The 26048-nt window shown below is 71.4% G+C and carries 21 protein-coding genes; 13 read left to right on the top strand and 8 right to left on the bottom strand.

Features of this window, described 5'->3' with window-relative positions:
* Positions 1-3: 3 nt before the first annotated feature.
* From CG740_RS18170 to CG740_RS18150, 5 genes are all read left to right on the top strand, one after another.
* Positions 4-483 (top strand): hemerythrin domain-containing protein, encoded by a 480-nt coding sequence (locus tag CG740_RS18170; protein WP_100576210.1) that lies wholly within the window; start codon positions 4-6, stop codon positions 481-483.
* Positions 484-804: 321 nt separating this feature from the next.
* Complete coding sequence (locus CG740_RS18165) at positions 805-1254, top strand: acyl-CoA thioesterase (protein ID WP_100576209.1); 450 nt, start codon at positions 805-807, stop codon at positions 1252-1254.
* A gap of 172 nt (positions 1255-1426) precedes the next feature.
* A complete protein-coding gene (locus CG740_RS18160; protein WP_234376334.1) occupies positions 1427-2389 on the top strand; it encodes a RimK family alpha-L-glutamate ligase in 963 nt (320 codons plus the stop codon).
* Positions 2386-3705, top strand: coding sequence for an MFS transporter (locus tag CG740_RS18155; RefSeq protein ID WP_100576208.1), 1320 nt, complete (start codon positions 2386-2388; stop codon positions 3703-3705). The genes CG740_RS18160 and CG740_RS18155 overlap by 4 nt, the downstream gene beginning before the upstream one ends.
* A gap of 634 nt (positions 3706-4339) precedes the next feature.
* Positions 4340-5146, top strand: coding sequence for a VOC family protein (locus CG740_RS18150; protein WP_100576207.1), 807 nt, complete (start codon positions 4340-4342; stop codon positions 5144-5146).
* A gap of 158 nt (positions 5147-5304) precedes the next feature.
* Here the strand turns inward: CG740_RS18150 and CG740_RS18145 are convergent, their stop codons facing one another.
* Positions 5305-7134 carry an RICIN domain-containing protein gene (locus tag CG740_RS18145; protein ID WP_234376333.1) on the bottom strand — a complete coding sequence of 610 codons (1830 nt, stop codon included), beginning with the start codon at positions 7132-7134 and terminating at the stop codon, positions 5305-5307.
* 393 nt (positions 7135-7527) lie between these two features.
* On the opposite strand from CG740_RS18145, the gene CG740_RS18140 reads away from it, so the two are divergent.
* Positions 7528-8583, top strand: coding sequence for an alpha/beta hydrolase (locus tag CG740_RS18140; protein ID WP_100576206.1), 1056 nt, complete (start codon positions 7528-7530; stop codon positions 8581-8583).
* Between the two features lie 309 nt (positions 8584-8892).
* Here the strand turns inward: CG740_RS18140 and CG740_RS18135 are convergent, their stop codons facing one another.
* On the bottom strand, positions 8893-9168 hold the full coding sequence (locus CG740_RS18135) for a hypothetical protein (protein ID WP_159030324.1): 276 nt from the start codon (positions 9166-9168) through the stop codon (positions 8893-8895).
* Positions 9169-9682: 514 nt separating this feature from the next.
* On the opposite strand from CG740_RS18135, the gene CG740_RS18130 reads away from it, so the two are divergent.
* The 6 genes from CG740_RS18130 (at position 9683) to CG740_RS18105 (ending at position 17029) form a co-directional block, all read left to right on the top strand.
* Entirely contained in the window at positions 9683-11368 is a 1686-nt protein-coding gene (locus CG740_RS18130; protein ID WP_159030323.1) for a hypothetical protein, read from the top strand.
* Between the two features lie 388 nt (positions 11369-11756).
* Complete coding sequence (locus tag CG740_RS18125; protein ID WP_442802833.1) at positions 11757-13331, top strand: PP2C family protein-serine/threonine phosphatase; 1575 nt, start codon at positions 11757-11759, stop codon at positions 13329-13331.
* A complete protein-coding gene (locus CG740_RS18120) occupies positions 13328-14428 on the top strand; it encodes a cobalamin B12-binding domain-containing protein (protein WP_100576203.1) in 1101 nt (366 codons plus the stop codon). Before CG740_RS18125 ends, CG740_RS18120 begins: the two co-directional genes overlap by 4 nt.
* Positions 14425-14856, top strand: a complete 432-nt coding sequence (locus tag CG740_RS18115; protein WP_100576202.1) for an STAS domain-containing protein — start codon at positions 14425-14427, stop codon at positions 14854-14856. Before CG740_RS18120 ends, CG740_RS18115 begins: the two co-directional genes overlap by 4 nt.
* A gap of 66 nt (positions 14857-14922) precedes the next feature.
* A complete protein-coding gene (locus tag CG740_RS18110; RefSeq protein ID WP_100576201.1) occupies positions 14923-15396 on the top strand; it encodes a MarR family transcriptional regulator in 474 nt (157 codons plus the stop codon).
* 58 nt (positions 15397-15454) lie between these two features.
* Positions 15455-17029 carry a diacylglycerol/lipid kinase family protein gene (locus CG740_RS18105; protein WP_100576200.1) on the top strand — a complete coding sequence of 525 codons (1575 nt, stop codon included), beginning with the start codon at positions 15455-15457 and terminating at the stop codon, positions 17027-17029.
* A gap of 26 nt (positions 17030-17055) precedes the next feature.
* Here CG740_RS18105 and CG740_RS18100 read toward each other — a convergent pair whose 3' ends face one another.
* The 6 genes from CG740_RS18100 to CG740_RS18075 form a co-directional block, all read right to left on the bottom strand.
* On the bottom strand, positions 17056-18036 hold the full coding sequence (locus CG740_RS18100; RefSeq protein ID WP_100576199.1) for an esterase/lipase family protein: 981 nt from the start codon (positions 18034-18036) through the stop codon (positions 17056-17058).
* Between the two features lie 228 nt (positions 18037-18264).
* A complete protein-coding gene (locus CG740_RS18095; RefSeq protein ID WP_100576198.1) occupies positions 18265-19305 on the bottom strand; it encodes an NAD(P)-dependent alcohol dehydrogenase in 1041 nt (346 codons plus the stop codon).
* Positions 19306-19397: 92 nt separating this feature from the next.
* The gene (locus CG740_RS18090; protein ID WP_100576197.1) at positions 19398-20183 is read right to left on the bottom strand and encodes an SDR family NAD(P)-dependent oxidoreductase; all 786 of its coding nucleotides are present in this window, start codon (positions 20181-20183) and stop codon (positions 19398-19400) included.
* Between the two features lie 14 nt (positions 20184-20197).
* A complete protein-coding gene (locus CG740_RS18085) occupies positions 20198-20818 on the bottom strand; it encodes a TetR family transcriptional regulator (RefSeq protein WP_100576196.1) in 621 nt (206 codons plus the stop codon).
* An 89-nt stretch (positions 20819-20907) separates the two neighbouring features.
* Positions 20908-23892, bottom strand: coding sequence for an FAD-binding and (Fe-S)-binding domain-containing protein (locus CG740_RS18080; protein WP_100576195.1), 2985 nt, complete (start codon positions 23890-23892; stop codon positions 20908-20910).
* Between the two features lie 42 nt (positions 23893-23934).
* Positions 23935-25101: a pyridoxal-phosphate-dependent aminotransferase family protein gene (locus tag CG740_RS18075; protein ID WP_100576194.1), complete on the bottom strand. Its 1167-nt coding sequence runs from the start codon at positions 25099-25101 to the stop codon at positions 23935-23937.
* A gap of 96 nt (positions 25102-25197) precedes the next feature.
* On the opposite strand from CG740_RS18075, the gene CG740_RS18070 reads away from it, so the two are divergent.
* The gene (locus CG740_RS18070) at positions 25198-25968 is read left to right on the top strand and encodes an IclR family transcriptional regulator (RefSeq protein ID WP_100576193.1); all 771 of its coding nucleotides are present in this window, start codon (positions 25198-25200) and stop codon (positions 25966-25968) included.
* The last annotated feature ends 80 nt before the right edge of the window (positions 25969-26048 follow it).

The raw sequence follows: 26048 nt of genomic DNA, 5'->3' as shown, positions 1-26048 counted from the left end.
GCCATGTCCACCGACGCGATCGTGATGCTCAGGGAAGGCCACAAGGAGCTGAGGCGCCTGATCCGGGCCTACGGCGCCGATCGGAATCCCGGTGTGGTCGATCAGTTTCTGCGCGCACTGACCGTGTACACCTACATCGAGCGGGAGGGTATGTACCCGCGGGTATCCGCCCTGGCTCCGGAGACCGAGCTGACGATCATGGAGTTCCGCGAGGAGCACCACATCGCCGAGGTGCTGGCCGGCGAGCTTCAGGAGATGCCGGCCGATGGCATCGCCTATGCCATCAAGGCCCGCTTCCTGATGAGCATCGTCGAGCGCCACATGGATTCCGAGGAACAGATGTGGTTCCCGCACGTTCGCGCCACCGTCGGGCGCAGGGAGCTCCAGGAGATCGGCGCCTGGATGGCCCGGCTCGTCGAACGAGCCCCGAGGCGGCCACCCCGCCGCACCGCACAGGACGCCTGGGACGCGGTAGCCGCGTAGCGGCTTCCGGCCCGGTGGGTCGAGGGCCACGTCGCGGCATCCTGGTGGTCGGTGCTCGGTGCTCGGTGCTCGGTGCTCGGTGCTCGGTGGCTGACTCGGTCCCCTGTTTTCTCTTCTTGCCGGGTTCGTCCCGGAGAGCGCCAATTCCCCTTTCCGGACACCCGGTTGGGCCTCGGGGAGCCCGCGTCCGTCCCCGCGTTCCCCTGATCGACAGGGGCGGTTCACCGCTGAACAACGCTGCCCCTTCATGGTCCCCTCATGGTGGAGTACGGGACGGGCCGTCGGGCCGACCGAAGCGGTTGTGGCAGGGGAGTGATCAGCATGGAGCCGTTCACCGTACGCATCGTCGTGCGCGGGTACGAGACGGACGCGCAGGGTCATCTGAACCAGAGCGTGTACCTCCAGTACGCGGAGCACGGGCGCTGGTGTGCTCTGGAGCACGGCGGAATCCGGCAGAGCGATCTGCTGGCCAAGGGGGTCGGCCCGGTCACCATGGAGACCACCATCCGCTATCGACGCGAGCTGCGTGCCGGTGACGAGGTGGATGTGAGCTGTGCGTTCGCTTGGGGCGAGGGCAAGTCGTTCCGTATCGAGCAGACCATCCGGCGCGTCGACGACGGGACTCTGGCGGCCGAGGTCACCGCTGTCTGCGGGATCCTCGATCTCGCCGAGCGCAAACTGGTTCCCGATCCGCGTGATGTCTTCCTCGCCCTCGCTTCGGACACGGCGGTGTTCGGACTCCAGCGCCCCCGGCCGTCGGCACGTCCGTGACAGCCGGTGGGTGGACCGCGTACGGCTCCGCGAGGGATGGGGCGGTCGGGTGGCCGACGGGGGCCGATCGAGTGGTGGGGTGCCGATGGGGCCCTGCCGTCGAGGGTCAAGTGGGGAGAGGTCGTGGGGGCTCGGGCGCGAGTCCGTGGGCCGGCGACCGAGGGGAAAACGCGTGTCTGTGTCAGAGGACGGGGGAGAGCGTGAGTGCTTCGGGAGTCTCTCCGCGGACGTCTGGTTGGTACTCGGCGCAGGGTTGCGCAGACGAAAGCTGACGGGCCGTCTCATCGACTCCTTCGCGGCGGAGTTCGGAGAGCGCTGCGCGGTGGTGGGCACCGACGAACTCCTCCTGGGCGTGCGGGGCGGCCGATTGACCCTGCACGACCTGCACGGGTGCGAGGTGGCCGCGCCGGCCACCGCGTACGGCAGGGTGTGGACTCCCGTGGCGAGCACGGACCGGGAGATCACGTTGCTGCGGCACTTGGAGGCCATGGGAACGGCATTGCTGAACCCGGTCGACGCGGTGCTGGCATGTCTGAACAAGTTCTGGCACCTTCAGCAGCTCGCCGTCGCGGGGCTTCCCGTGCCCGACACGCTCTCCTACGCGAACGCGCCGCTGGGGGAGGCGATCGGTGCCGGGGTGCCGCAGCCGTGCGTGGTGAAGGCGGTGCGGGGGCACCGCGGCGAGCAGGTGTTCCTCGCGCCGGACGCGGTCATGCTCCAGGGCATCCACGGGAGCCTCGGCCAGGACGCCCCGTATCTCTTCCAGGAGTACGTCGCCCACTCCCACGGGCGGGACCTGCGTGTGGTGGTGGTCGACGGACGTCCGGTCGCCTCGCAGGTGCGTACCTCCCCGCATGGGGACTTCCGCTCCAACCTGGCGATGGGCGGGACGGCGACCTTGTGCACCGGATCGTATCCGGAGGGCGAGGCGCTCGCGGTACGGGCCGCCGAAGTGCTGGGGCTCGGTGTCGCGGGCGTCGACCTGCTCTTCACACCGGACGGCGGTTTCACCATCTGTGAGGTCAACGCCAACGTGGGGTGGCGCGAGCAGATGACGGATGTGACCCCTGCCGTGGTGGCCGCACTGCGCAGCCGCCTCGCTGCCAAAGGCCGGTCCGTGCCGGCCGCTCGGTGATCAACTCCGAGGTGCGGGACGGAGACCCGGGGCAGGCCCGGGACGGAGGCCGGGGGCGGGGCGGGGACGCCCGGCACGGAGTGTTCCGACGCTGGCCCCTGCTGCGGAGCCCCAACTTCCGGCTCTTCGCGCTGGGGCAGACGACCTCCAACACCGGCACCTGGATACAGAAGATCGCGCAGGACTGGCTGGCCCTGGAGCTGTCGCACGGGAACGGCACGGTCCTGGGCATCACCACGGCCCTTCAGTTCCTGCCCCTGCTGCTCCTGGGGCCGTACGGCGGTGTCCTCGTCGACCGGCACTCCAGGCGGCGGACGCTCCTGGTGACCGAGGCGGTCATGGCCGTACTCGCGCTGCTGCCCGCCGCGCTGGTGCTGACCGGCACGGTGTCCCTCACCGCCCTCTACGCGCTGGCCCTGGCGCTCGGGCTCACCATGGTCGTGGAGAAGCCCGCGCTCCAGGCCTTCATCGCGGAGTCCGTCGAACCGGCCCAGCTGGTCGGGGCCCTCGCATTCAACAGCGCGGTGCTCAACCTCGCCAGGATGGCGGGCCCCGCACTCGCCGCTCCGCTCATCGTCCTCGTCGGGCCCGCCCCCGCCTTCCTCGCCAACGCGCTGTCCTACGGTGTCGTGCTCTTCTGTCTGCTGCGCACGGATCCCCGCACGCTCAATCCGGCCCCACCGGTCGCCCGCGCGAAGCGGCAAGTACGGGACGGGCTGCGCCATGTCGCCGAGCGGCCGGACCTCGCGCTCACACTCGGGCTCGTCGCTGTCGTCGCCGCTTTCGGCATGAACTTCCAGATCACCACGGCGCTGATGTCCACCCAGGTCTACGGGGCCTCGGCCGCGACCTTCGGCCTCGGCAACACCGCGCTTGCCGCCGGCTCCGTGATCGGCTCGATGATCGCCGCGCGCCATCAACGCATGACGGCCCATCAACTCGCCGGGGCGGCGCTGGCGTTCGGGGCACTGGAGACGGCCAGCAGTCTGATGCCGGGTCACCTCGCCTTCCTCGTCATGCTCGTGCCGACCGGGGTCGCGCTGCTCGTGTTCCTCACGGCGGCCAAGGCCCGGCTCCAGCTGGGGGTCAGCGAGGATATGCGGGGCCGGGTGATGAGCCTCTACATGCTTGCCTCGCTCGGCACCACCCCGCTGGCCGCCCCCTGCATCGGGTGGGTCGCCCACACGGCGGGCCCCCGGGCGGCGCTCGCCCTGGGCGGAGCCGTCTCCGTTCTCGCGGCCGTCACCGTGGGCGTGCTCTACCGGCGTCCGGCCGCGGCCCTCAGCAACGGCCGTCCTGTCCACGCCACCGGCTGAACCGTGACTCGCCACGGATGGCGACATCGTGTCGTCCACGGGCGTCCTCACCCGACCGGCCCGTCGGTCCGCCGCCCGCAGCACCCGCCGCGTGGCCCCGGACGTCGGCCCGAGCGGGCCGGTGCCCCAGTCGGGCGGGGCGGTCCGCGGCGGAGTGTACGAGGCGGGCCGGGAGGGAGCGGCACGGCGGGCACGATGCCGTTCGGCCCACCGGGCCTTCGGCCCACCGGGCCCCTCGTCCGGCCGGATCGGGCGACCGTGCACCAGCAGGAATACCGTGGCCGCAGGGCACGCGGGGTGGTCGACGAGTGGCCCCGACGGCGGGTCCGGGCAGCGGCAGGCGCAGATGGCCGGCGCTGATCAGCGCCCAGTCGGGGCGGAACGGCTCGTCCAGCAGATCGCGGGCCTCCGAAGCGTCATGGCTGAAGCGCAGCCGCGGCAGCAGAAGAGCCCCGGGGGTTCCCGTCGCGCGGGGCGACGCGGCTCAGCGGGACACCTCGTGGTCGTGCACCGCGCGCGGACCAGTGCTTGACTGGATTTGAGCTGAAACCAGCAGACAAATCCATACATCGCGGGTTGGTTTTCTCTGCGTGCGCCGCTCCGGGAGCCGCCCAGCCAGTTCACGGAGGCTCTTATGCCTACAGTCAGTGGTCCGTACGCACCCGGCACGCCCTGTTGGATCGATCTGATGGTCCCCGACCAGCAGGCGGCGATCGACTTCTACTGCGACCTGTTCGGCTGGCAGGGCGAGGTGGGACCGCCGGAGACCGGCGGGTACGCCGTGTGCTCCCTGAAGGGCCAACCGGTCGCCGGGATCATGGCGGCGATGAACCCGGACGGAACCAAGCCCGACCCGATGCCGCCGGCCGTGTGGACGACCTACATCGCCACGGCGGACCTCGCCGCCGCGGAGAAGAAGATCGCGAGCGCCGGTGGCCAGGCGATGGTGCCCGGCATGGACGTCATGACCCTCGGCCGGATGGCCGTCACGAGCGACCCGACGGGTGCCGTGTTCGGCCTGTGGGAGGCCAAGGACTTCCCCGGTGCGGGCATCGTCAACGAGCCGGGCGCGTTCATCTGGAGCGAGCTCAACACCAGTGACACGGACGCCGCTTCGGCCTTCTACTCCAACGCGCTGGACATCACCACCAGCACCATGGAGGGCGCCGACGGCTACCTCGCGATCAACGCGGGTGGCCGGACGGTCGGCGGCATGCAGGCCCTCTCCGCCATCGACGGGCTCCCGCCGGGAACGCCCTCGCACTGGCTGACCTACTTCGCGGTCGACGACACCGATTCCACGGTGGACGCGCTGGTCAGGGCCGGTGGCAACGTCATGAAGCCGCCGTTCGACATGATGGCCGGCCGGATGTCCGTCGTGCAGGACCCGCAGGGCGGCATCTTCGCGGTCATCAACGCGAAGGGGCCCGAGTCCGGCTGAGCCCTTTCGATCCAGTCGCTTCTGCCCGTCCGGATCGGTGGTCAGGACCGATCCGGACGGGGGAGCGAGGAGTGGCCCCAACAGGCCCAGGCGGTCGGGGACTTGGAGTCACCGACCGCCCGGGAACGGCCCCGCAGCAGTGGCTGATCAGTGCATGATCAGTGCATAGGGGGCTTTGCCACCGCGGTGAACGTGAGGGTCTGTTCGGACGCGGACCGTGCGCCGCCGACCTTGCTGCCGGTGGTGTCGGTCCAGGCCCGGACCGGGGTCGTCTCCGCAGGCCGGCTGTTCGCGGCGGAAAGCGCGATCACCAGGCCGCTGTATCGGTTGACGAGCCGGAACGTACCGGTGGGCGCACCGGAGGTGTCGGTGTTGGCGACGACGAACCACTGCTGACCTGCGGTCGGCCCGTTGGCGGGAGCCTTGGTCGCCGTGGGCTTGGCCGCCCAGGCCCGCCCCGCCGTGGAGGACGAGTCGACGCCGAGGAGCTGCCCGGTGGACGCGTTCGCGATCCGGTACGAGCCGTCACCGTTGGGGCTGAACACCCACTTGGCGAGCGCCGAACCGCCCGCCGAGGCCCGCGAGGTGGTCGCCGATCCGCCGGACACCTGCGCCAGATAGCGTCCGGTCCCGCTCGCGATGGTGTACGCCTTCGCCGGGTCGACCGGCGCGGGGGCGGCGGCGCTGCTGGTCACCGTCGTGTCGTAGTACTCGCCGTCCGAACCGTTGGAGCAGAAGAACGAGCAGTACGAACGGAACGTCTTGCCGACGATCGTGTTGGTGGTGCGGCTCACCGGGTCCAGCAGCCAGCGGTACCAGGAGCCGGAGCGGTAGTCACCGGAGTCCCCGATCAGCCGCCACTTCTGTGTCGCGAGGTTGTCGGTGACGTAGAACCGCTGCTTCTCCGTGCCGTCCTGCTTGATCGTCTCCGGCTCGCCGATGTAGAGGCCGAGGTGGGCGTCGTAGGCGATGTTCATGGTGAGCAGATCGGACTTGGCGGGCAGTGTGCCGGCCGCCGTCTGCTGGGCCACGGTTCCCGCGTTGGCCGGGTTGTAGTCGTGCGCGACCGGTGTGTAACCCGTGGTGTGGGTGGCGTCGACCGGCTCCATGTTGCTTTCCAGTCCGCCGAGTCCGGGCTGCGACCAGGCGCCGTCGTACCACTTCTGCCAGGAGCCGGGCGCCATCTTGCCCGACATCGGGGCGCGGGCCACATGGGCCCGGGAGCCGTCCGTCCAGCCGCCGGACACACCGCCCTTCGGGATGATCCGCGAGTTGTAGTAGACGTAGAAGTAGCCCGAGGCGGTGTCCACGAACAGCCGGGGGTCACCGTTGCCGTAGTCGTACGTCTCGTGCGGGAACGCCGTGGTGTCGCCGCGCTTGGTGCTGTAGGGCGAGGTGAGGACGTGGCTCTGGATGCTCCAGGTGTGACCCTGGTCCTTGGAGACGGCGTAGTCGATGGCGTCGTAGTGGAGACCGTCGCCGAAGGGGGTGGGGGTGAACTCGTTGTGCACCAGGCCGTACCAGTCGCCGGTGTCCGGATCGACCCAAACCCCTATCAGGTCACAGTAGTTGGGCTGCGCGTAGCTCGAACCGGCGGGCGCCTTCGTCGCCTCGCGGCCGGTGGGGCTGTTGTTGCAGCGCCACGTGGTGTCGTTGTTCCGGTCCTGGGAGTTCTTCGGATTCACCGCGTCGCTGAGGGCGCTCGACCGGGTCGCGGAGTCGAAGTCCTTGCCGGTGTAGAACGACCAGGCCCGGTCGTCATGGGCGGCGTAGAGCGAGTGCGCCGACTGGTAGTAGAACGTGCCGTCCTTGTCGATGTACGGCGCGGCCGGGGTGTCGTCGGGATTGCCCCAGGGGCCCTTCGCGCCAATGGCGACGGTGTACGAGGGGTCCTGGGCGGACGCCGGCGCGACCAGCAGGCTGCCGGTCAGCAGTGCGGTCGCGGCGACGAGCGCGCCGGCGACTTTCGTTCTGATGCGGGCGGACACGAATACTCCTCTCGGAGCGGGCCGTCCGCACGGCGGCGGCCCGGTGGGGCGGGCGTCCGGATCGACGTAAGGGCTGAACTGTGCGTGCGGTAGGGGGTGTTCACTTGTTCACGGCGGCCGCGGATTAATTTGAATAGAATCCGAACTAATAGGGGGCCTGTCAAGGCATCCGGCGTCGATCGGCGTCGATCGGCGTAGATCAGTGCCTCTCGTGGTCCTCGGCGGGCCGGGGTGTCCGTGGCCATGGCGACGAGGTGGTGGGGAGTGCCGGCGTCAGTCGGGGGATGCTGCGGCCTGTCGTCGTAGCGGGGGCCCATCGCGATGCCACAGTGCACGTCGGAGACGTCTCGGGCGTCGGAGGCGTCGGGCGAGCAGTGAGGAGAGCCGGCTGACATGGGGTTGACCAGCACGTCGTTCCTCGTCCTCCTGATCGTTCTCACTTTCGTCGCCATGGCCGTGACGCTCCTGCTGTGGGGGCGCTTGCCGGGTCCGGCATGGCTGCGCTGGCCGGTCCGCACCCTCATGATCGTGCTGTGCCAGGTGACGGCCATCGCCACCGTCGCCACCGACATCAACAACAGCTACGGCCTGTACGCCTCGTGGGAAGACCTGCTCGGCACCGTCGACGCGAACGCCACCGCCATGACCGGGCCCCCGCCCAAGCGGGCCAAGTTCACCGTCGCCGCCAACGGCGTGCGCACCACCTACTTCCGCGGTCCGCACTCCCACTTGGCGGGGCGTGTCCTCGTGTGGACGCCACCCGAGTACGACGAGCGGGCCCACCGGGGCACCCGTTTCCCCGTCATGATGCTGCTGCACGGCGTGCCGGGAGCACCGGAGTCCTGGGTCGAACAAGGCGGCATGCCCGGCACGTTCGCGCAGTACGTGCGGCAGGGCACGGCCCGTCCGGCGATTCTGGTCATGCCCGTCATCGACCCGGGCGGCGAGGACACGGACTGCACCGACACCCCGCACCGCAAGGTGGCGCGCTGGCTGTCCGACGACGTGCCCAGGCTCATCGCCCAGCACTTCCGTACCCTGCCCGGCCCCAAGGGGATGGGTGTCATGGGCATCTCCACCGGGGGCTTCTGCGCGGCCGCACTGCCCCTGCGCTACCCGAAGGTGTTCGGAGCGGGCGTGGCCCTCGACCCGGATCCACTCACCGGCGACGCCAGTGTGCTGAGCGACGCCGGACTCCGCGAACGCACCAGCCCGATGTGGCTCGTGGCCCACCGTCCCCCGCCCACCTCGCTGTTCCTCGGCACGTCGAACCAGGACCCCGACAGCCCGCCCGCCTACATCGAGGAGTTCGTGAAGGCCGCGGCCGGGACGGACGTGAAGGTCACGACCCGGATCGCGTCGGGCGGCGGACACAACTGGAACACGTGGGTCGCCTTCTTCCCGCAGGCCATGCCGTGGCTGAGCGACCGGCTCGACGCCCCTCGCTAGGAGGCCGCCGGTGCGCGGAGCCGCTCTCCCGGGCGTGCGGTACGGCAGCCCGGATTCCAAATCGGCGAATCGTTTACCTGTGCCCTGGTCAGGTATTACTCCGCAAAGTTGAGGAGTTTCTCATATTCGCTCCGCGGTAAGCGCTTGCGATCTTAGCGGTGCTTTATTCGCTCAGGGATTCGACCTCTTTGCCTTTATTTGAAGGTGTGAATTCCTGGAGTGCTTGTCGTATTGATTGGCGCGGCCATAGCGTTCTCTTCGTAAGGCGCCGGACGGCCTGGGTGGGGAATCCTGCATGAGGTCGTGCGGTCACTCGACTGAAAGAGAGCCGAAATGCTCAGCGTATCCGATCTTGAGGGTCAGACCGTCGGCCTGCTGCCGAACCGCGAAGCCCTGGGGGTGCTGAAGTTCAACTGCGCGCCGGCCCATCACGTGCCCGCGCCGTGCCCGCCGGTCCACCACGCGCCGACCCATCACGTGCCCGTGCACCACGCTCCGGTCCACCACGAGCCCGTGCACCACGTGCCGGTCCACCACGCGCCGCCGGTCCACCACGCACCCGAGCACCACGTGCCGGTCCACCACGCGCCGCCGGCCCACCACACCCCGTCCCACTGTCCTCCCGCGCACCACGCGCCGGCGCACCACGAGGCTCCGCCCGCGCACCACGCGCCGTCCCACTGCCCCCCTGTGCAGAAGCACTGCTGACACAGTGCGTGGGGGGTCCACGGGCTGAGTGAGCAGTGAGTGAGTCGCCGGCCGGTCGTCGTGCGGGGCTTGGTCAGCTGCCCTCGACGGCCGGCCGGCGGCACGCTTCTCCCATTCGGTCCCTTTCCGCATCCGGTTGAGGGGGGAGCGCGGTCCAGTCGGCACGGAAGACACCAGGGCATTCGATAGGCCGCACTTTCTGTGCAGCTGCCCGGTGTTTTTTCGCGCCATGCCGCGTCGGAAAGGTTGAGTCATTTATCAGGACGGTAATTCCGCCGTGGTCGCGGCGCGTATGATTCCGTGCCGGACCGACGGTCTGGAACTGCACGGAAAATATCAGGGATCCGGATACGCGGAACCGGTATTCATCGCCCGCAGGGGCGATGGCCAGGTGGTACACATCTCGGAACTGCTGCATCTCGTCGCCGTGGCGGTCGACGGCAGGCGCGATGTCGAGGAAATCGCCCGGGAAGTCACGGTGTCCTTCGGGCAGGAAGTGAGCGCCGACAACGTCGCGTACCTGGTCACGAACAAACTGGAACCGATGGGCATCACCGCGGCGCCGGGCGCGGGCACGGCCCTGGCGAAGGACGTACCGCGTTCCGATCTGCTGCTCGGTCTGGTCGGCCGCCGCACCCTGGTTCCGCCGCGTGCCGTCGCGGTCGCCGCCAGGCTGCTGGCCTGGCTCCACCGGCCCCCGGCCGTCGTACTGGTCCTGCTGAGCCTCGCCGCCCTGGACGGCTGGCTCTTCCTCGTGCACGGCGCGGTCCCGGCCCTGCTCGGCGCCCTGGACGAGCCGCTCCTGCTGCTCGCCGTGTTCGGTCTGGTCGTGGCCTCACTGGTGTTCCACGAGTTCGGCCACGCGTCCGCCTGTCACTACGGCGGCGCGAGACCCGGCCGCATCGGCTGCGGCATCTACCTGCTGTGGCCCTCCCTCTACACCGACGTCACCGATGTGTACCGGATCAGCCGGGCCGGCCGGCTGCGCACCGACCTCGGCGGGGTCTACTTCAACGTCATCTTCATGCTCGCGCTGGCCGCCTGCTACGCGGGCACCGGCTGGTCGTTCCTGCTCGCCGCGATCTACCTGGGGCACTTCGAGATCTTCGAGCAGCTCGTGCCCGCCGCCCGGCTCGACGGCTACTACATCCTGGCCGACATCGCCGGCGTACCCGATCTGTACGGCCAGATCGGCCCGATCCTGCGCAGCGTCCTTCCAGGGCGGCGCCCCAAGCCGGCGATCGCCGGCACCTTGACGCGCAAAGCCCGCACCACCATCGCCGTTTGGATGCTGGTGGTGCTGCCGCTCATGATCACCGACCTCGGCTACACCCTGTGGAACCTGCCGCGCATCTCCGCCACCGCCGCGCGTTCGGTCGTGGCGCAGGCGCAGGGTGCCTATGACGCGGCGGCCAACGGGGACGTCTCCGGCGGTGCCGTCGCCTTCGTCGGCCTGGCCCTGCTCGCCTTCCCCCTCATCGGCATCGGCTGTCTGCTCGCGCGCCTCGTACGACGGCTCGTCCGGACCGCGTACACGGCGACCGCCGGGCGCCCCCGGACCCGGGCCGCCCTGGCTTCGGTGGCCCTCGCCGCCGTCATGTCGACGGCCAGCGCCTGGGCGGCGGGCGTCACCCCCGAGCCGCTGCCGCCGAGCCGCTCCTCCGTGCTGCCCTTCACCCACCTCGCCGTTCCCGCGCCGCCGCACCCGGCACCCGCGACGAGAAGCGCGGCCCATCGTGTGACCCGTCCCACCCCGGCCCCCTCGCGCCCCGGCCCCGGCCTGTGCGCCGGCCGTAAACCGCCCTGCCCCCGCGCCACCCCGACCGTCGTACCGCGCGGCGTCCAGCCCGCGCCCGCCTCGGCCAAGGCGACCCCGAGCGCGAGCCCGCGCCGATCCGCGGGCGTGACACCTCCGCCGACCGCCGAGCCCGTCGGTACTCCGAGCGCGAGCCCCAGCGCCTCCGAGCCGCCGGTCGACCACACCCCGGCCCCCTCGCCGGGTTACCGGCACGGGCACCGGGGCGGCGGGCGCGGGCCGTCGCCGGCGGCCCACCCATCCCGGTCCGGCCCTCGGTGATGCCGGTCCCCTGCCAGGATTGTTTGATGCGACGCGGAGTTGACGTGGCGTCCACTCGCGTGGACGGAACTCGCGTGGACGGAAGGGGGGGCGTTGGTGTGAGCCGTCCCACCGCGCCGCCGCCGGTGCTCACGCCCGACGAGAGCAAATCCGGTCCCGTGCAGGGGTGTTGCGGCCTCCCCGCCCCGGCGTCCGGCCCGCTTCGAGGGGGCGTGGTTGCCAGGAGGGAGGGGATGGGGGATGGTTGCCGAACGGCAATGTTTCCTATGAGGGTGTGAGGTGAGGGGTTCGCGCAGCGGATCCTCGACATTTGGTGACTTCCACCAACCCGGCAACTGACGTCGACGTACAGGGCTCCCTGTGGAGCAGGGCTCCCTATCCCGTTCTGATAGCTGATCTTCAGGGCGCGGTCGTTCTGGTCAACGAGGCGGCGGGCGCTCTGCTGCCGGCCGCGCGCCCCGGTGCGCAGATGGCGGACGCGGTCCCGGACTGGCTGTCGTCCGCGCACGCGGCACTGCGTATTCCCCGGCAGGGCAGGGTGGAAGAGCCCGCCGTGTGGTCGGGCCACGTGGGCGACCGGGTCTACGAGGCGCATCCCACGGTCGAGGACAGCGGCACCGTGCTGTGGTGGCTCGTCGACACCACCGATCACCGGCTGGCCGAGGAAGCGCTGCGCAGGGAACGCGAGCGGACGGCGTTCCTGGGCCGGGCATCCAATTTGTTGCTTTCCTCACTGAACCTGGACCGCTGCACCAACGTCACCGCGCAGATGGCCGCGGAGCACCTGGCGGACGCGGCGGTCGTCGTCTCCCCCGTCCGGGGGAACCGGCTGCCGATCGTCACCTGCCTGCGCGACGGCAGTCCGGTCGTGGCGTCCGCGGTCGCCGATCCGGCTTCCGTGCCGGGCCTGGTGGAGGCGCTCCAGGGATTCCCCCCGGTGCCCACCCGCTGGGTCGACCCCCGCACGGTGCCGGAATGGGTGGTGCCCGAGGGGTTCGGCGCGCCCGGCTCGATAGTGGTCACCCCGCTGCCCGGACACGGCGTCCCGGCCGGTGCCCTGATCCTGCTGCGGCGCGCGGACGGCCCCGGGTTCACGCCCGAGGAAGAGGTCTTCGCCCGGCTCTTCGCGGCCCGGGCGGGAGCGGCCATGTCGGCCGCCCGGCTGTACGCGGACCAGTCGGCGATCACCGAGGTCCTGATGCGCGAGCTGCTGCCGCCGTCCTTGCACCAGGTGTCCGGCGTCGACTTCGCGGGCGGCTACCGTCCCTCCGAGGACCACGAGCGCATCGGCGGCGACTTCTACGACGTCCACCCGGCGGCGGCCGAGGGCAACCCCTCGCTCGTCGTGCTCGGGGACGTGTGCGGCAAGGGCCTGGAAGCCGCGGTACTGACCGGGAAGATCCGGAACACGCTGCACGCCCTGCTGCCGCTCGCCGACGACCACCAGCGGATGCTCGGCCTGCTCAACATGGCCCTGCTCAACTCCCACCACACCCGCTTCGCCACCCTCGTCCTGGCGTCCGCGGTACGGGAGGGCCGCTCGGTGCGGATGCGGGTCACCAGCGCGGGCCACCCGCCCCCGCTGGTCGTGCGCGCCACCGGCGAGGTCGAGGAGGCCGACACCCGGGGCACCCTGATCGGCGCGATTCCCGAGGTGCGGGCGGACAGCGCCGATCTGTTCCTGGCGCCGGGGGAGACCTGCGTCCTGTACACGGACGGGTTCACCGAGGCGCGCGGCGGCCCCATGGGTGACGCCATGTTCGGCGAGGAGCGGCTGCGGCGCGTCCTGGCCGAGTGCGCCGGCATGCCTGCCGAGAGCATCGTCGAGCGCGTCCAGATGGTCGCCGCGCAGTGGGTCGGCAACGGGCGGCACGACGACATGGCCGTCGTCGTGGTCTCCGCGCCGCGCAGCCACCACCTGAGCGCGGTGAACGGCCACACACGGGGCAGGTTCACCGCATGAGTACCGAACTCCGTACGGCTCCCAGACGTCCGGCGGAACTGGAGACCGCCCTGTGGGAAGCCGTCTTCGCGGGCGACGAGTACGCGGCCACGAGCCTCGTGCAGCGGGCCCTGGACGACGGGGTCGACCCGGAGAGCGTGCTGCTCGACGTGATCGCCCCCGTCCAGTTCAAGGTCGGCGAGGAGTGGGCCGCCAACCGGATGACCGTGGCCCAGGAGCACGCGGCGACCGCCATCAACGACCGTGCCGTGGCGGCCCTTTCGCTGCACCCGGCCGCCCGGACCGCCGCCGAACGCGGGCGGATCACGGTCGCCTGCGTGGACGGCGAATGGCACGCGTTGCCCGCCCGGCTCCTGGCCGAAGTGCTCAGACTGCGCGGCTGGCACGTCGACTATCTGGGTGCGCAGGTTCCCGTACCGCATCTCATCGCGCACCTGCATCGCACCGGGCCCGAACTCGTCGCACTCTCCAGTTCCATCGCGACCCGGCTGCCCACCGCCCATGCCACCATCACCGCCTGCCAGGCCGTGGGCGTCCCCGTCGTGGTCGGTGGGGCCGCCTTCGGGCCCGGCGGACGCTACGCCGAGCTTCTCGGCGCGGACGCGTGGGCGGCGGACGCGCGCTCCGCCGCGGACCGCATCCAGCGGGCCCCGCTGGCCCGCCCCGAGCCGGGCCACCAGCCGATCGACGATCTGCCGCACCTGGACGACCAGGAATACACCATGGTCACGCGCAGCAGGACCAGCCTGGTCCGCGCCGTGATGCACGGACTCGACGATGCCTTCCCCGCCATGCGGCAGTACAACGACTTGCAGCGCGAGCGGACCGCCGAGGACGTCGCGCACATCGTGGACTTCCTCGCCACCGCCCTCTACCTCGACGACGCCGACCTGTTCACCGGGTTCATCGCCTGGACCGCGGGCATCCTCGCCGCGCGCGGCGTGCCCGCGTACAGCCTGCCGCCCGCCCTGGGGCTGCTGGCGGGTGAACTCAAGGACTTCCCGCGCGCCACGCGCCTCCTGCTGCTCGGCTCCGACCGGCTCGCCGGCCCCTCCACCCCTTCCGCCCCTTCCGCATCCGCCAGGAACCAGCCTTGAGTTCGTATTCCCCAAGTCACCTGAGACTGACGGCCGTTGACACCGAGACCACCGTGCGCATAGAGCTGCGCGGAGACCTCGACTACGACAACGCCGACCTGCTTCTGGAAGCGGCCACCGCCAAATTGGCCGCCCACCCGCGGCTGCGGGACCTGCACCTGGGGTGCGCGGAGCTGGGGTCCATCGACTCGACCGGACTGTCCATACTGCTGATGATCCGGCGGCGCACCGACGCGGCGGAGGTCTCGCTGCACCTGGAGGACCGCACCCCGGCTCTCGACCGGCTCCTGAGGATCACGGGTAGCCTGGAGTATCTGACGGCGCTCTCCACCGGCGCCGTACACGAGACCTCCGGCCCGGGAGAATCCCGGGCGGACGCGGAGGAAGCCATACCGGCCCGCCCCACCGGACCGGACAGCAGTGCCTGACCTGGTCCGACCGCCCGGCTCCCGCGGCGAGCGGGGACGGGCACGCCGACGGGGGAGCCCGAGCCCATGCCTCACCGAGACCTCGACCCCCAACTGATCGATCACGCACAGGGCCCCGCGGCGAGTGATGTCGTCGATCTGCTCGACCTGCTCTGGCAACAGGCCCGCGACACGGTCACCACCACCTCGGTCTCCACCCCCCAGCTGCGCCTGATGTACCTCGTGGACCGCAACGACGGCATACGCATGCGCGCCCTGGGGAAACTGCTGCGTACCGCCCCGCCCTCCGTCAGCCGGCTCTGCGACCGGTTGCAGGCCGCCGGGTTCCTGGAGCGGCTGCCCTGCCCCGACAGCCGGCGCGAGGTCAGCCTGCGTCTGACCGCCGGCGGCCGCGACCACCTGGAGCGGATCCGCAGCGAACGCGCGGCGACCCTGACGCTGGCCATCGAGGCCATGGCACAGGCCGACCGGCTCGCACTGGCCACCGGGCTCGCCGCGCTGCAGAGCGCCATCGCCGCCCCCGGTAGGCTGGGGCTTTGATACGGCCGGACCCGGCCGTACGCAGCGGATTCTTGAGGTTCAGGGGTGTGGCGAGCGCATGAAGCGACCTGGACGGCCGCAGACAGCACACGGGCTGCGCACAGCAGCGGTACTGGCCGAACGTCTGGCCTCCTTCACCAAGTCGCCTTCCGCAGGCGGTAGTTCCGCGAGCCGGCTGCTGCGCAAGGCCGCCGATCACGACGCCGTCTGGCTGGGCGCGGCAGCGGCCCTGGGCCTGTCCGGCGGCAGGAGTGCCCGCCGCGCGGCACTGCGCGGCATCGGCTCGGTGGCGATCGTCGCCGCCGTCAACCACACACTGGCCAAGCCGGCCGCCCGCAGTTCCCGGCCCGTCCTGGACGCGCTCCCCGGCATCTTCCCGCGCCCGAGCACCGCTTCCCTGCCCTCAAGCCCGATGGCGTCGGCCGCCGCCTTCGTCGCGGGCGTGGTCGTGGAGTCGCCCCGGTACGGCCTTGCCGTGCTGCCGTTCGCCGCGGGCCTCGCCTATGTACGCGCGGGAGGTGAGCTCGACCACCGCCGCCGCGCGGCCGCCGGGGCGATCGTCGGGGTGGGCGCCGCGCTGCTCACCTGCCGCTGGTGGCCGGTGAAGCCGGAGGCCGCGGCTGCCGCGGCCCCGCCGCGCAGGCCGGCGCCCGCGCTCAAGGAGGGCAAGGGCCTTCAGCTGGTGGTCAATCCGTCCTCCGGCGTCGCCTGGTCCAAGGACACCGCCGAGACCCTGCGTGCCCTGCTCCCCGAGGCGGCGATCACGGTCTTCGAACCCGGCGACGACCTGTTGGCCCTGCTCGACCAGGCGGCGTCACGGGCCGCGGCGGACGGCGGGGCGCTCGGTGTGTGCGGGGGCGACGGCACCGTGAACGCGGGCAGCGCGACGGCCGCCCGCCACCGTGTGCCACTCGCTGTCTTCCCCGGTGGCACCTTCAACCACTTCGCCGCGGACCTCGGCAACCAGACCATGGAGGATGTCGCCCGCGCGCTGCGGGCGGGCGACGCGGTCACCGCCGACGTGGGCCGCGCCTCGTCCCCCGTCCGCCCTGGCACGCACCCGGCTGCGGACGAGCCCGGCGACGCACCCCAGGAGTTCCCGAGCGGCGACGACCAGCAGCTCTTCCTCAACACGTTCAGCATCGGCGTGTACTCGGAGCTGGTACACGCCAGGGAGCGGCTGGAGAAGCGCATCGGCAAGTGGCCCGCGCTCGCCGTGGGCCTGGCCAAGGTCCTCGCCACGGGCAGTCCGCTCTCGGTCGTCATCAACGGACGCCCCCGCCGCATCTGGCTCCTTTTCGCCGGGAACGGCATCTACCATCCGGCCGGCTTCGCCCCGACCTACCGCACCCAGCTCGACGACGGGCTGCTCGACGTGCGCGCGGTGGAGGCCGGCACCCCGCTGGCCCGGACCCGGCTGCTGCTCGCCGTGCTGACCGGCACCCTGCACAGCTCCCGGGTGCTGACGACCGCCCAGGTCCGCCGGCTCGACCTCGAAATCATCGAGGGCGAGCCGCACTTCGCGTACGACGGCGAAGTGACCGAGGCGACCTACCGGCATCTCGTCCTCGACAAGCTTCCCGGTGCGGTCACGCTCTACCGCCCCGCCGACCAGGAGCAGTGGCTGCGCTGACCGCCGGGTGACCGCGGCGCTCCGGCTCAGGGCAGCGGGGGAACGGCCAGGACGTTCTCGCAGGTCCAGGTGGCACGATGGGCCGGGTCGAGGGCGTCCAGGGTCAGGTTGACGGCGTTGGGGGAGTAGGAGAGGGCCACGTGCCCCGATGAGTCGCCGGGGCACACGTCCTGGAGGGTGAGGTTGGTGACCGCTGCCGGGTCGTCGGCGGGGGCGGTGAGGAAGCCCGAGGTGTACGGGGTCACCACCTTGTCGTAGGTGGTGGCCACGACGGTGTACTTCACTCCGGGCCGGGTGTCGCCGCCCTCGTTGAGGCGGGCCAGGAACCGTGACCCGGCCACCTGTTCCAGCGCGGCCGGGCCCAGAACCACGTCGGTCACCGGGGCGACCGCCCTGAGCACGGCGCCGAGCCCGCTCACGGTCGTGCCGTGGTTGTCCGGAGCGAGCCCGACCAGCCGGTGCACCTTCGCGGCGCCGCCCTCGAACTTCAGATACTGCCGTGGCATGGGGCCGGCCCCCTGGGAGTGGCCGACGAGATCGACCTTGCGGGCTCCGGTCGTCCGCAGTACGCGGTCGACGTAGGCTGCCAGTTCCTTCGCCGAGTCCTCGATCGGACCGGTCGCCTTCGCACCGAGTGCGGTGAGCGGGCCGGTGGCGCCGTAGTTGATGGCGTAGACGCAGTAGCCGGCGTTGGCGAGGGCGGGAGCCATGACGTTCCAGTTGTCGTACGCGTTCTCGGCGGTGCCGTGGACGAGCACCACGGGCCGGGGGTGCGCCTGCCGGTCGGCCCCGGGCGGACAGGGTCGGGTGGGATCCGTATGGGCGCCCGGGGGGCGGGAGTTGGCGGTGGCCGGGGACACCGCGGTGGCCGCCAGCGCTCCCACGACGGTGTGCTGGTCGGGCCGGTGCTCGCCGCCCTGCGCCGCCGAGGCGGGCGCGACGGCGGCGAGGAGGGCGAGGGAGCAGAGGGCGGCGGCGACGGCCGGCGCACCGAATCGCTGGGGCATCACGGGAACCTCACGGGCTGGACGGGCCGGGACGGGCCCCCAACCGCGCGAAACGCGGCCGGGGCACCGCACAAGGAACGCCGTGAGCGGGGCCGGGTCACGCACCCTCACCCGGATGTTCGCCCCGGGCCGCGAGAACCCCTGCGTGGGGCCGCTCGCGAGTACCCGTGCGCGGGACCTGTCGCGAGGACCCCCGCACTGCCCGCCGGTGCGGGCCGGGGCGGCCCGTCAGCCGTTGGGCAGGATGACGGCCCGGCCCTTGACCAGGCCCTGGTGCAGCCGCTCGTATGCCTGGGGCGCTTCGTCCAGGGAGTACGTCTCCACATGGACATCGACCGCGCCGGACCGCGCCAGGTCCAGTACCTCGATCAGTTCGGCGCGCGATCCCCAGTAGGGTGCGCGGACCGCCGCGTCGTACGGCGTGGTGCCGAAGCCGACCGGGGCGGCGCCGCCGCCGATGCCGACGATGGTGACGTCGGCCGCCACGGCGGCGCACGCCGTGGCGGTGGTGACGGTCGGCGGCGCGCCCACGAAGTCGAATACGGCCTGCGCGCCCAGGCCGCCGGTCAGTTCACGCACCGTGGAGGCGGCGTGCTGGTCCGACAGGACGGTCTCGTGCGCGCCGACCTCGCGGGCGAGGGCCAGCTTGTCCTCGCTCACATCCAGGGCGATGACCCGCGCCGGGGTCAGGGCGCGCAGCAGCTGGATGGCCACATGCCCCAGACCACCGGTGCCGATGACCACCGCGGTGCTGCCGGGGGTGAGCTTCGGCTGGGAGGTCTTGATGGCGTGGTACGGCGTCAGGCCCGCGTCGGTCAGTGGAACGGCGGTGACGGGGTCGAGGTCGCCGAGCGGTACGAGATGGCGGGCGTCGTCCACGAGGAGGTACTCGGCGATCGCACCGGGTGCCCCCAGACCGGGCGGACGGATACCCAGCTCGGCGGCGCGCAGGCAGAGGTTCTCCTTGCCCTGGGCGCACATCAGGCAGTTCCCGCAGCCCCACGGCCCGTACACGGCTACGGATTCGCCCACCTCGAACCCGGTGACGCCGTCGCCCAGGGCGGCGACGGTTCCCGCGCCCTCGTGCCCGAGCGTGAGCGGTAGCGGGAAGGCGAGGGCCTCGGCGGGCCGGCTCATCAGGGCGATGTCGGAGTGGCACACGCCGGCGGCGGTCACCTTCAGGAGCACCTGGCCGGGTCCGGGCTCGGGGCGTGCGACGGTGACGACCTCGGGGGCCGCGCCGACACTGCGGTACTGAACGGCCTTCATTCGGGCCTGAGTTGACATCTTCGGTGCCTCTCTTCCTGCGCTCACTTCTGGTTGTTCTGCCGTCGCGGTGCGGGCCTGCCGGGCGCGGCCGGTCAGCGGGCCGCGTAGCCGCCGTCGACGAGGTGGTAGCTGCCGTTGATGAACGAGGCCCGGTCCGAGAGCAGGAACAGGGTGAGCTCGGCGACCTCTTCCGCGGTGCCGAGCCGCCCCTGCGGGTGCAGCGAGACCAGGTGCTCGCGCGCCTCGTCCGCGCCCTGGAGCAGCGGGGTGTCGATGAAGCCGGGAGCCACGGCGTTGACCCGGATGCCCTGGGCCGCGTACTCGACGGCGGCGGACTTGGTCAGGCCGACGACCGCGTGCTTGGCGGCTGAGTAGGCACCCGAACCGGCGAAGCCGTTGCTGCCGAGGATCGAGGACATGTTGACCACGGCGCCGCCGCCCGAGGCGAGGAGCTGGGGAAGTTCGTAACGAAGCGAGTAGAAGACGCCGTTGAGGTTCGTGTCGATCACCCGCTGCCAGTCCTGTACGGGGTAGTCGCCGGTCGGCGCGGAAGTGCCGGCGATCCCGGCGTTGTTGACCGCCAGGTGCAGTCCGCCGAACGCGTCGACACCGAATTCGACCGCGCGGCGCACCGACTCCGGGTCCGTGACGTCCATGGCGACGGCGGTGGCCCGGCCACCGGCCGCGGTGATGGCTTCGGCGGCCTCCTTCGCGCCCCGCTCGTTGTAGTCGGCGACGACGACGGCCGCGCCGCCGCCGGCGAGACGGCGGGCCACTTCGAGGCCGATGCCGGAGGCGGCGCCGGTGACCAGGGCGGTCTTTCCGGCGAACTCGCCGGTGGCGGTGGTGCCTGCGGTGCTTGTGGTGCTGGTGGACATGGTGGTACCTGGTTTCACTTGCGGGTGGGGCGGGGTGCGGGCTCGGCGGCGAGGGCCGCGAACGCCGCGTCGATCAGCTGGGGGAGGGGCGCGGTGGCGCCCGGCGCGATCCAGAACCGTACGGCCGTGCCGAACGCGCCGACCGCGAGCGATACCGCGAGGGCGGGACGCAGCTCTTGGCCGGGGTCGAGGCCGAGGCGTCGTGCGATGATCCGCACCGAGGTGTCCTCGGCCTCGTCCCGTACGTGGCCGTAGGCGGCGAGCAGGGTCGGCTCCTGGTGGAGGAGTCGCAGCAGCTCGCCCGAGCGGGGCCTGCGGTGCCAGGCGGCCTGCTCGTCGTCGAGCCAGTCGTGCAGGGCCCGGTGGTAGGCCGTGAGCGGATTCTCCCGGGCGGGGCGCGCGGCGAGGGCCGCGTTGATCCGCGCGAAGTCGGCGCGCAGCGCATCGACCACGGCGTCCTCCTTGCCGGAGAAGTAGCGCGAGAACGTGCGCCGGGAGACGTCCACCCGTTCACTGATGGCCTCGACGGTGACGTGGTCGAGCCCGTGCTCAAGCACCAGGTCCACGGCGGCTTCCGCCATGGCCTCGCGGCTCTGCTTGACCTTGCGGACCCGTCGGCCCTCCGTGCTGCTCATGTCCTCGACTGTACTCCTGAAATGTCTCAGTGGGACACTTGTCCTGGAGAGACAGATTACCCGGAGGGGCAGTCCGTGCCGTCCGGCGGTCAGGACGGCTCGGCCACCGCCCTGATCAGCTCCACCGGGTGCCAGGCCCGGCGGCCGGTGCCGTGCTGGATCTGCTGGCGGCAGGAGACGCCGCTCGCGACGATCAGGGTCTCGGTGGGCTCGGCCCGTACGGCGGGGAGCAGGCGGTCCTCGCCGACCTTCATGGACAGCTCGTAGTGCTCCGTCTCGAAGCCGAAGGAGCCCGCCATTCCGCAGCACCCGGCGTCGAGCTCGACGACCTCCGCGCCCGGGATCCGGCGCAGCAGCGCCAGCGTCGCTGCCGTTCCGACTTCGGCCTTCTGATGGCAGTGGCCCTGGTAGAGCAGCCGTCGCCCGACGGGCCTGCCCGTGTCGCGCAGCCGGAGCCGGCCGCTGTCGACGGCCTCGCAGAGAAGCTCTTCGAGCTGTCGCACCCGGCCCGCCACGGCCCGCGCCCGTGCGGACCCGGGATGGAGGGAGAGGTGTTCGTCCCGCAGGGTCATCAGACAGGACGGCTCGCAGCCGGTGATCGGCGCATCCGGTGCGCCGCTCGCGGCGAGTGCCTCGGACAGCCGGGCGGAGGCGCGCTTCGCGTCGTCGAGGAGGCCCTTGGACAGGCTCGCGCGGCCGCAGCATCCCTGGTGTACGAGTCGGACGCGCCAGCCGCTGTACTCCAGGAGCTCGATGGCGGACCGGCCGATGCCGGGCTCGGTGTACGTGGTGAACGAGTCCGCCAGGAAGGTGAGTTCACCCATCGGGGCAGCGGCGGGGGCGGACGGGGGGACGACGCGACGAAGGTGTCGGTGAGGGGTGCGGCGCCGATACCAGCGGACCAGGTTCTCGCGGGCGAACGTGGGCAGCGGGCGGGCGGCCGTGATGCCGGGCCAGCGTTCGAGCAGGCGCCGCAGCGGGCGGCTGCGCCCGGGGAGGTTGGAGAGCGGGGCCGTCGCCGAACCGATGCGCTGGAGCAGCCGGATCGCGCCGAACAGGCGGCTCCGGAACGGGGTGCCGTGCAGGTCGTGGTGGTGGGAGAGGGTCTCGGCCTTGAGGGCGGCCATGTCGACGCCGAGCGGGCACTCACTCTTGCACGCCTTGCACATCAGACACAGGTCGAGGATCCCGTGCAGTCGCTCGTCACCGAGCGCCCGGCGCGGATCCGGCTCGGACAGTGCGGTGACCAGCGCGTTCGCCCGGCCCCTGGTGGAGTGCTCCTCCTCGTGGGTGGCCATGTAGGAGGGGCACATGGCTCCGGTGCCGCTCTTGCGGCACTGGCCGATGTTCATGCACCGGTCCGCCGCGCCGCGCATCCCGCCGACGACCTCGAAGTCCAGGCGGGTGCGCACCGGCACGGCGGGCGGCAGGGAAACGTCCCGCAGATGCTCGGTCATCGGCGGCGCGTCCACGATCTTCCCGGGGTTCAGCAGGCCGTGGGGATCGAAGAGCTGCTTGGTGCGCCGCATCGCCTCGTACAGCTCCGCCCCGAAGACCAGGGGGTTGAACTCGCTGCGGGCGAGGCCGTCACCGTGCTCGCTGGAGTTGACTCCGCCGTACTCGGTCACCAAGTCCCGTACTTCCTCGGCCACTTCGCGCATGGTGGCCACCTGCGCCGGCTGGGTGAGGTCCACGAAGGGGCGGATGTGCAGACAGCCGACCGAGCAGTGCCCGTAGAACCCGGCCGTCAGGCCGTGCCGGTCGAGGACCGCTTGGAAGCGTCGGGTGTAGTCCGCCAGATGCACGGGATCGACGGCGGTGTCCTCGACGAAGGCGAGGGGGCGCCGACTGCCCTCGCTCGCGGCCATCAACAGCCCCAGACCCGCCTTGCGGACGGTGAGCAGGGCGCGCTGCTCCCGGGGCGTCTCGGCGGTCAGCGTGTGATAGCCGTGCTGATGGGCCCGCCACAGTGCGGTGAGGTGCTGGAGGCTGCCGGACAGCCGGTCCCGGTCGTCACCGCTGAACGTGACGAAGAGCAGGGCCCCGGGTTCGCCGGTGAGCAGCGACCCGAGTGCCGCGTACTCGATCCGCCGGAGCGACAGATCGAGAATCGTGCGGTCCAGGAGCTCCACCGCGGCCGGGTCGCACGCCAGCGCGTCCTCGGTGGCGGCCACGGCGTGGGCCACCGAGCTGAAGTGGCCCACGGCGATGACCGTATGGGCCGGTCGCGGCACGAGGTCGACCCGTGCGCCGGTGACGATGGCCAGGGTGCCCTCGGAGCCGACCACGAACCGGGCGAGGTCGAACCGGGTGGCCGGGTCCAGGAGCCGTTCGAGCCGGTAGCCGCAGGCCCGCCGCCAGAAGTCCGGCGTGTTCTCGCGGATGGACTCCTCGTACTCCTGCATCAGCAGCGGTAATTGACGGTGTATCAGCCCGTCGAGGGTGGGTGACGCGGCCCGGCGCAGGCGCTCGGACTCGTCGAGCGGGGCGAAGTGGGTCCGGCTGGCATCGGAGAGCACCACGTCGAGGCCGCGTACATGGTCGATGGTCATGCCGTGCCGCAGGGATCCGCTGCCCGCCGAGTTGTTGCCGATCATGCCGCCGATGGTGGCGCGGTCGCTGGTGGAGGTGTCGGGGCCGAACATGAGCCCGTGCGGCGCGGCTGCCCGGTTCAACTGGTCCTGGACGACGCCGGGTTCGACGACGGCGGTGCGCGCCTCGGGGTCGATCTCCACGATCGAGTCGAGGTGCCGGGACAGATCGAGCACCAGGCCGGCCCCGACGGTCTGTCCCGCGAGGCTGGTGCCGGCCCCGCGCGGCACGATCGGTACGCCGAGCTCCCCGGCGACCTGGACGGCCGCCTGCACCTCGTCCGCGTTTCGCGGGAAGGCGACTCCGAGCGGTGTGATGGCGTACATGCTGGCGTCGCGCGAGAAGAGCCGGCGCGTGTAGTGGTCGAATCGGACCTCGCCGTCGAGCACTCGGCGCAGCCGGTCCTCCAGTTCGGGGCCGAGCGCGGGGTCGGGCGGGCTGTGGGGCGAAGGGGGCGGTGTGCGGTCTCCGGCTGCCGGCATGGTGGGGTGTGCTCCTCGGGTCTTGGGGCGCGTGCGGGCGGGTCAGCCCGTACGCAGCACGTCCAGTGCGGCGTCGAGCCCGGCGGTCGAGACGGGGACACCTGAGAGCTGGAGGCCCATCTGCACGCCGGCCAGGGCGCCGGCCAGCGTGAGGTCGTTGAGGTGGCCCAGATGCCCGATGCGCAGGACCCGTCCGGCCAGGCGGCCGAGCCCCGCGCCCAGTGACATGTCGAAGCGGTCGAGGACGACCTCACGGACCTTGTCGGCGTCGTGGGCCTCGGGCAGCAGTACGGCGGTGAGGGAACCCGAGTACTCCCGGGCGTCCCGGCACAGCACTTCAAGTCCCCAGCCCCGCACGGCGGTTCGGGTGGCCTCGGCATGCCGGGCGTGCCGGGCGAACACCTCGGGCAGGCCCTCCTCGCGGAGCATGCGCAGGGCTTCGTCGAGGCCGTACAGCAGGTTGGTGGCCGGGGTGTGGGGGAAGAAGCCGTGCTCGTTGGCGTCGAGCATCGGCTGCCAGTCCCAGTAGGACTTCGGCAGTCGGGCCGTTCTCGCCGCGGCGAGGGCCCGTTCACCGATCGCGTTGAATCCGAGGCCCGGGGGCAGCATCAGGCCCTTCTGCGATCCGGCCACCGTGACGTCGACACCCCACTCGTCGTGCCGGTAGTCGATGCAGGCGAGCGAGGAGACGGTGTCGACGATGAGCAGGGCGGGATGTTCCGCCTCGTCGAGGGCGTGCCGCAGCTCCTTGACGCGGCTGGTCACGCCGGTGGACGTCTCGTTGTGCACGACACAGACGGCCTTGATGGTGTGCCGCGGGTCGGCGGCCAGGCGCAGGCGCAGTGTCTCGGGGTCGGCGCCGTGTCTCCAGTCGCCCGGTACGAGATCGACGTCGAGGCCCAGCGAGCGCGCCATGCGGTGCCAGAGCGTCGCGAAGTGCCCGGTCTCGAAGCAGAGCACGCGGTCGCCCGGGCTGAGCGTGTTGACCAGTGCCGCCTCCCAGGCGCCCGTACCCGATGAGGGGTAGATGACGACGGGGCCACTGGTGGCGAACACCGCTTCAAGGGCTGGCAGCAGACGCAGCGTCAGCTCGGCGAAGTCGGGTCCGCGGTGGTCGATGGTGGGTGCCGCGATGGCGCGCCGCACACGGTCGGGGATGTCGGTGGGACCGGGAATCTGGAGGAAATGACGGCCTGTTCGGGATGGCATCGGCCAACTCCCTTTCAGGATTGTGCCGTTCAGCGGCACAGCGTACCGTTCTATGGCACGCAAGAGGGTAGGGTCGCCGTCCCAGGGGAGTCAAGGATGCAGAACGTTCTCAACGCGCTCCGGGCGCTGGAGGAGATCGCCGAGCGCCAGCCGATCGGTGTGGCCGAGCTGGCCCGCGCCATGGAACTGCCCAAGAGTTCGGTGCAGCGCAGCCTGCTCACCCTGCACGAGGCGGGCTGGATCCGTCCGGCCGCGGGTGCCCCGACCCGTTGGACGGTCACCGCCAAAGCGCTCTACGTGGGCCGCCGGGCCACCGGTGAACTGGGGCTGCGGGATGCCGCGGTGCCGGTGATGGAGGAGCTGCGCCGGGAGTGCGGCGAGACCGTCCACCTCGCCGTACCGGAGGGCGACCGGGTCGTCCTCATCGAGCGCCTGGAGACCAGCCAGCCGGTCCGCATCGTGCTCCCGCTCGGCCAGGACCTGCCCGTACACGCCTCGGCCAACGGCAAGGCGATCCTCGCGGCCGGCCCGATGGAGGCATGGGAGCGCCGGCTCACGCACGACCTGGCCGGGTTCACGCCCGCCACGATCACCGACCCCCGCCGGCTGCGTGTTGAACTCGCCGAGGTCCGGCGCCGTGGCTACGCCACCAACGGCGGTGAGTGGCGGGCGGATGTGTCGGCCGTCGCGGCTGCGGTGATCGGGATGGACGGCCTGCCGGTGGCGAGCCTGAGTGTGAACGTGCCGACCAGCCGTATGACGGCGGCCTCGGGCGAGCGGTTCGCGGCCATGGTGGTGGTCGCGGCAGAGCGCCTCGGTCGGGCACTGGGAAACAACAAGTCCCGCTCTCATGACGGAAGTTGTTGACGTGACCCCTTGACGGAGCCCCGCGGTGCTCTCAAGCTGTGACACCAATCGGAAGCATTATTCCGCGATACGGAATCAAT

Source organism: Streptomyces sp. CB01201 (genome assembly GCF_002803085.1).
Classification (GTDB): domain Bacteria; phylum Actinomycetota; class Actinomycetes; order Streptomycetales; family Streptomycetaceae; genus Streptomyces; species Streptomyces hundungensis.
Note: the sequence above shows the minus strand (reverse complement) of the source record. Positions and strands in the feature narration are given on the sequence as shown.

Excerpts from the sequence above, each read along its gene's own strand:
- CG740_RS18170 (WP_100576210.1), top strand. The coding sequence starts at position 4 with ATGTCCACCGACGCGATCGTGATGCTCAGGGAAGGCCACAAGGAGCTG.
- CG740_RS18110 (WP_100576201.1), top strand. The coding sequence starts at position 14,923 with ATGCCTCACCGAGACCTCGACCCCCAACTGATCGATCACGCACAGGGC.
- CG740_RS18090 (WP_100576197.1), bottom strand. The coding sequence starts at position 20,183 with ATGTCCACCAGCACCACAAGCACCGCAGGCACCACCGCCACCGGCGAG.
- CG740_RS18105 (WP_100576200.1), top strand. The coding sequence starts at position 15,455 with ATGAAGCGACCTGGACGGCCGCAGACAGCACACGGGCTGCGCACAGCA.
- CG740_RS18080 (WP_100576195.1), bottom strand. The coding sequence starts at position 23,892 with ATGCCGGCAGCCGGAGACCGCACACCGCCCCCTTCGCCCCACAGCCCG.
- CG740_RS18100 (WP_100576199.1), bottom strand. The coding sequence starts at position 18,036 with ATGCCCCAGCGATTCGGTGCGCCGGCCGTCGCCGCCGCCCTCTGCTCC.
- CG740_RS18140 (WP_100576206.1), top strand. The coding sequence starts at position 7,528 with ATGGGGTTGACCAGCACGTCGTTCCTCGTCCTCCTGATCGTTCTCACT.
- CG740_RS18150 (WP_100576207.1), top strand. The coding sequence starts at position 4,340 with ATGCCTACAGTCAGTGGTCCGTACGCACCCGGCACGCCCTGTTGGATC.
- CG740_RS18085 (WP_100576196.1), bottom strand. The coding sequence starts at position 20,818 with ATGAGCAGCACGGAGGGCCGACGGGTCCGCAAGGTCAAGCAGAGCCGC.
- CG740_RS18075 (WP_100576194.1), bottom strand. The coding sequence starts at position 25,101 with ATGCCATCCCGAACAGGCCGTCATTTCCTCCAGATTCCCGGTCCCACC.
- CG740_RS18120 (WP_100576203.1), top strand. The coding sequence starts at position 13,328 with ATGAGTACCGAACTCCGTACGGCTCCCAGACGTCCGGCGGAACTGGAG.
- CG740_RS18095 (WP_100576198.1), bottom strand. The coding sequence starts at position 19,305 with ATGAAGGCCGTTCAGTACCGCAGTGTCGGCGCGGCCCCCGAGGTCGTC.
- CG740_RS18165 (WP_100576209.1), top strand. The coding sequence starts at position 805 with ATGGAGCCGTTCACCGTACGCATCGTCGTGCGCGGGTACGAGACGGAC.
- CG740_RS18070 (WP_100576193.1), top strand. The coding sequence starts at position 25,198 with ATGCAGAACGTTCTCAACGCGCTCCGGGCGCTGGAGGAGATCGCCGAG.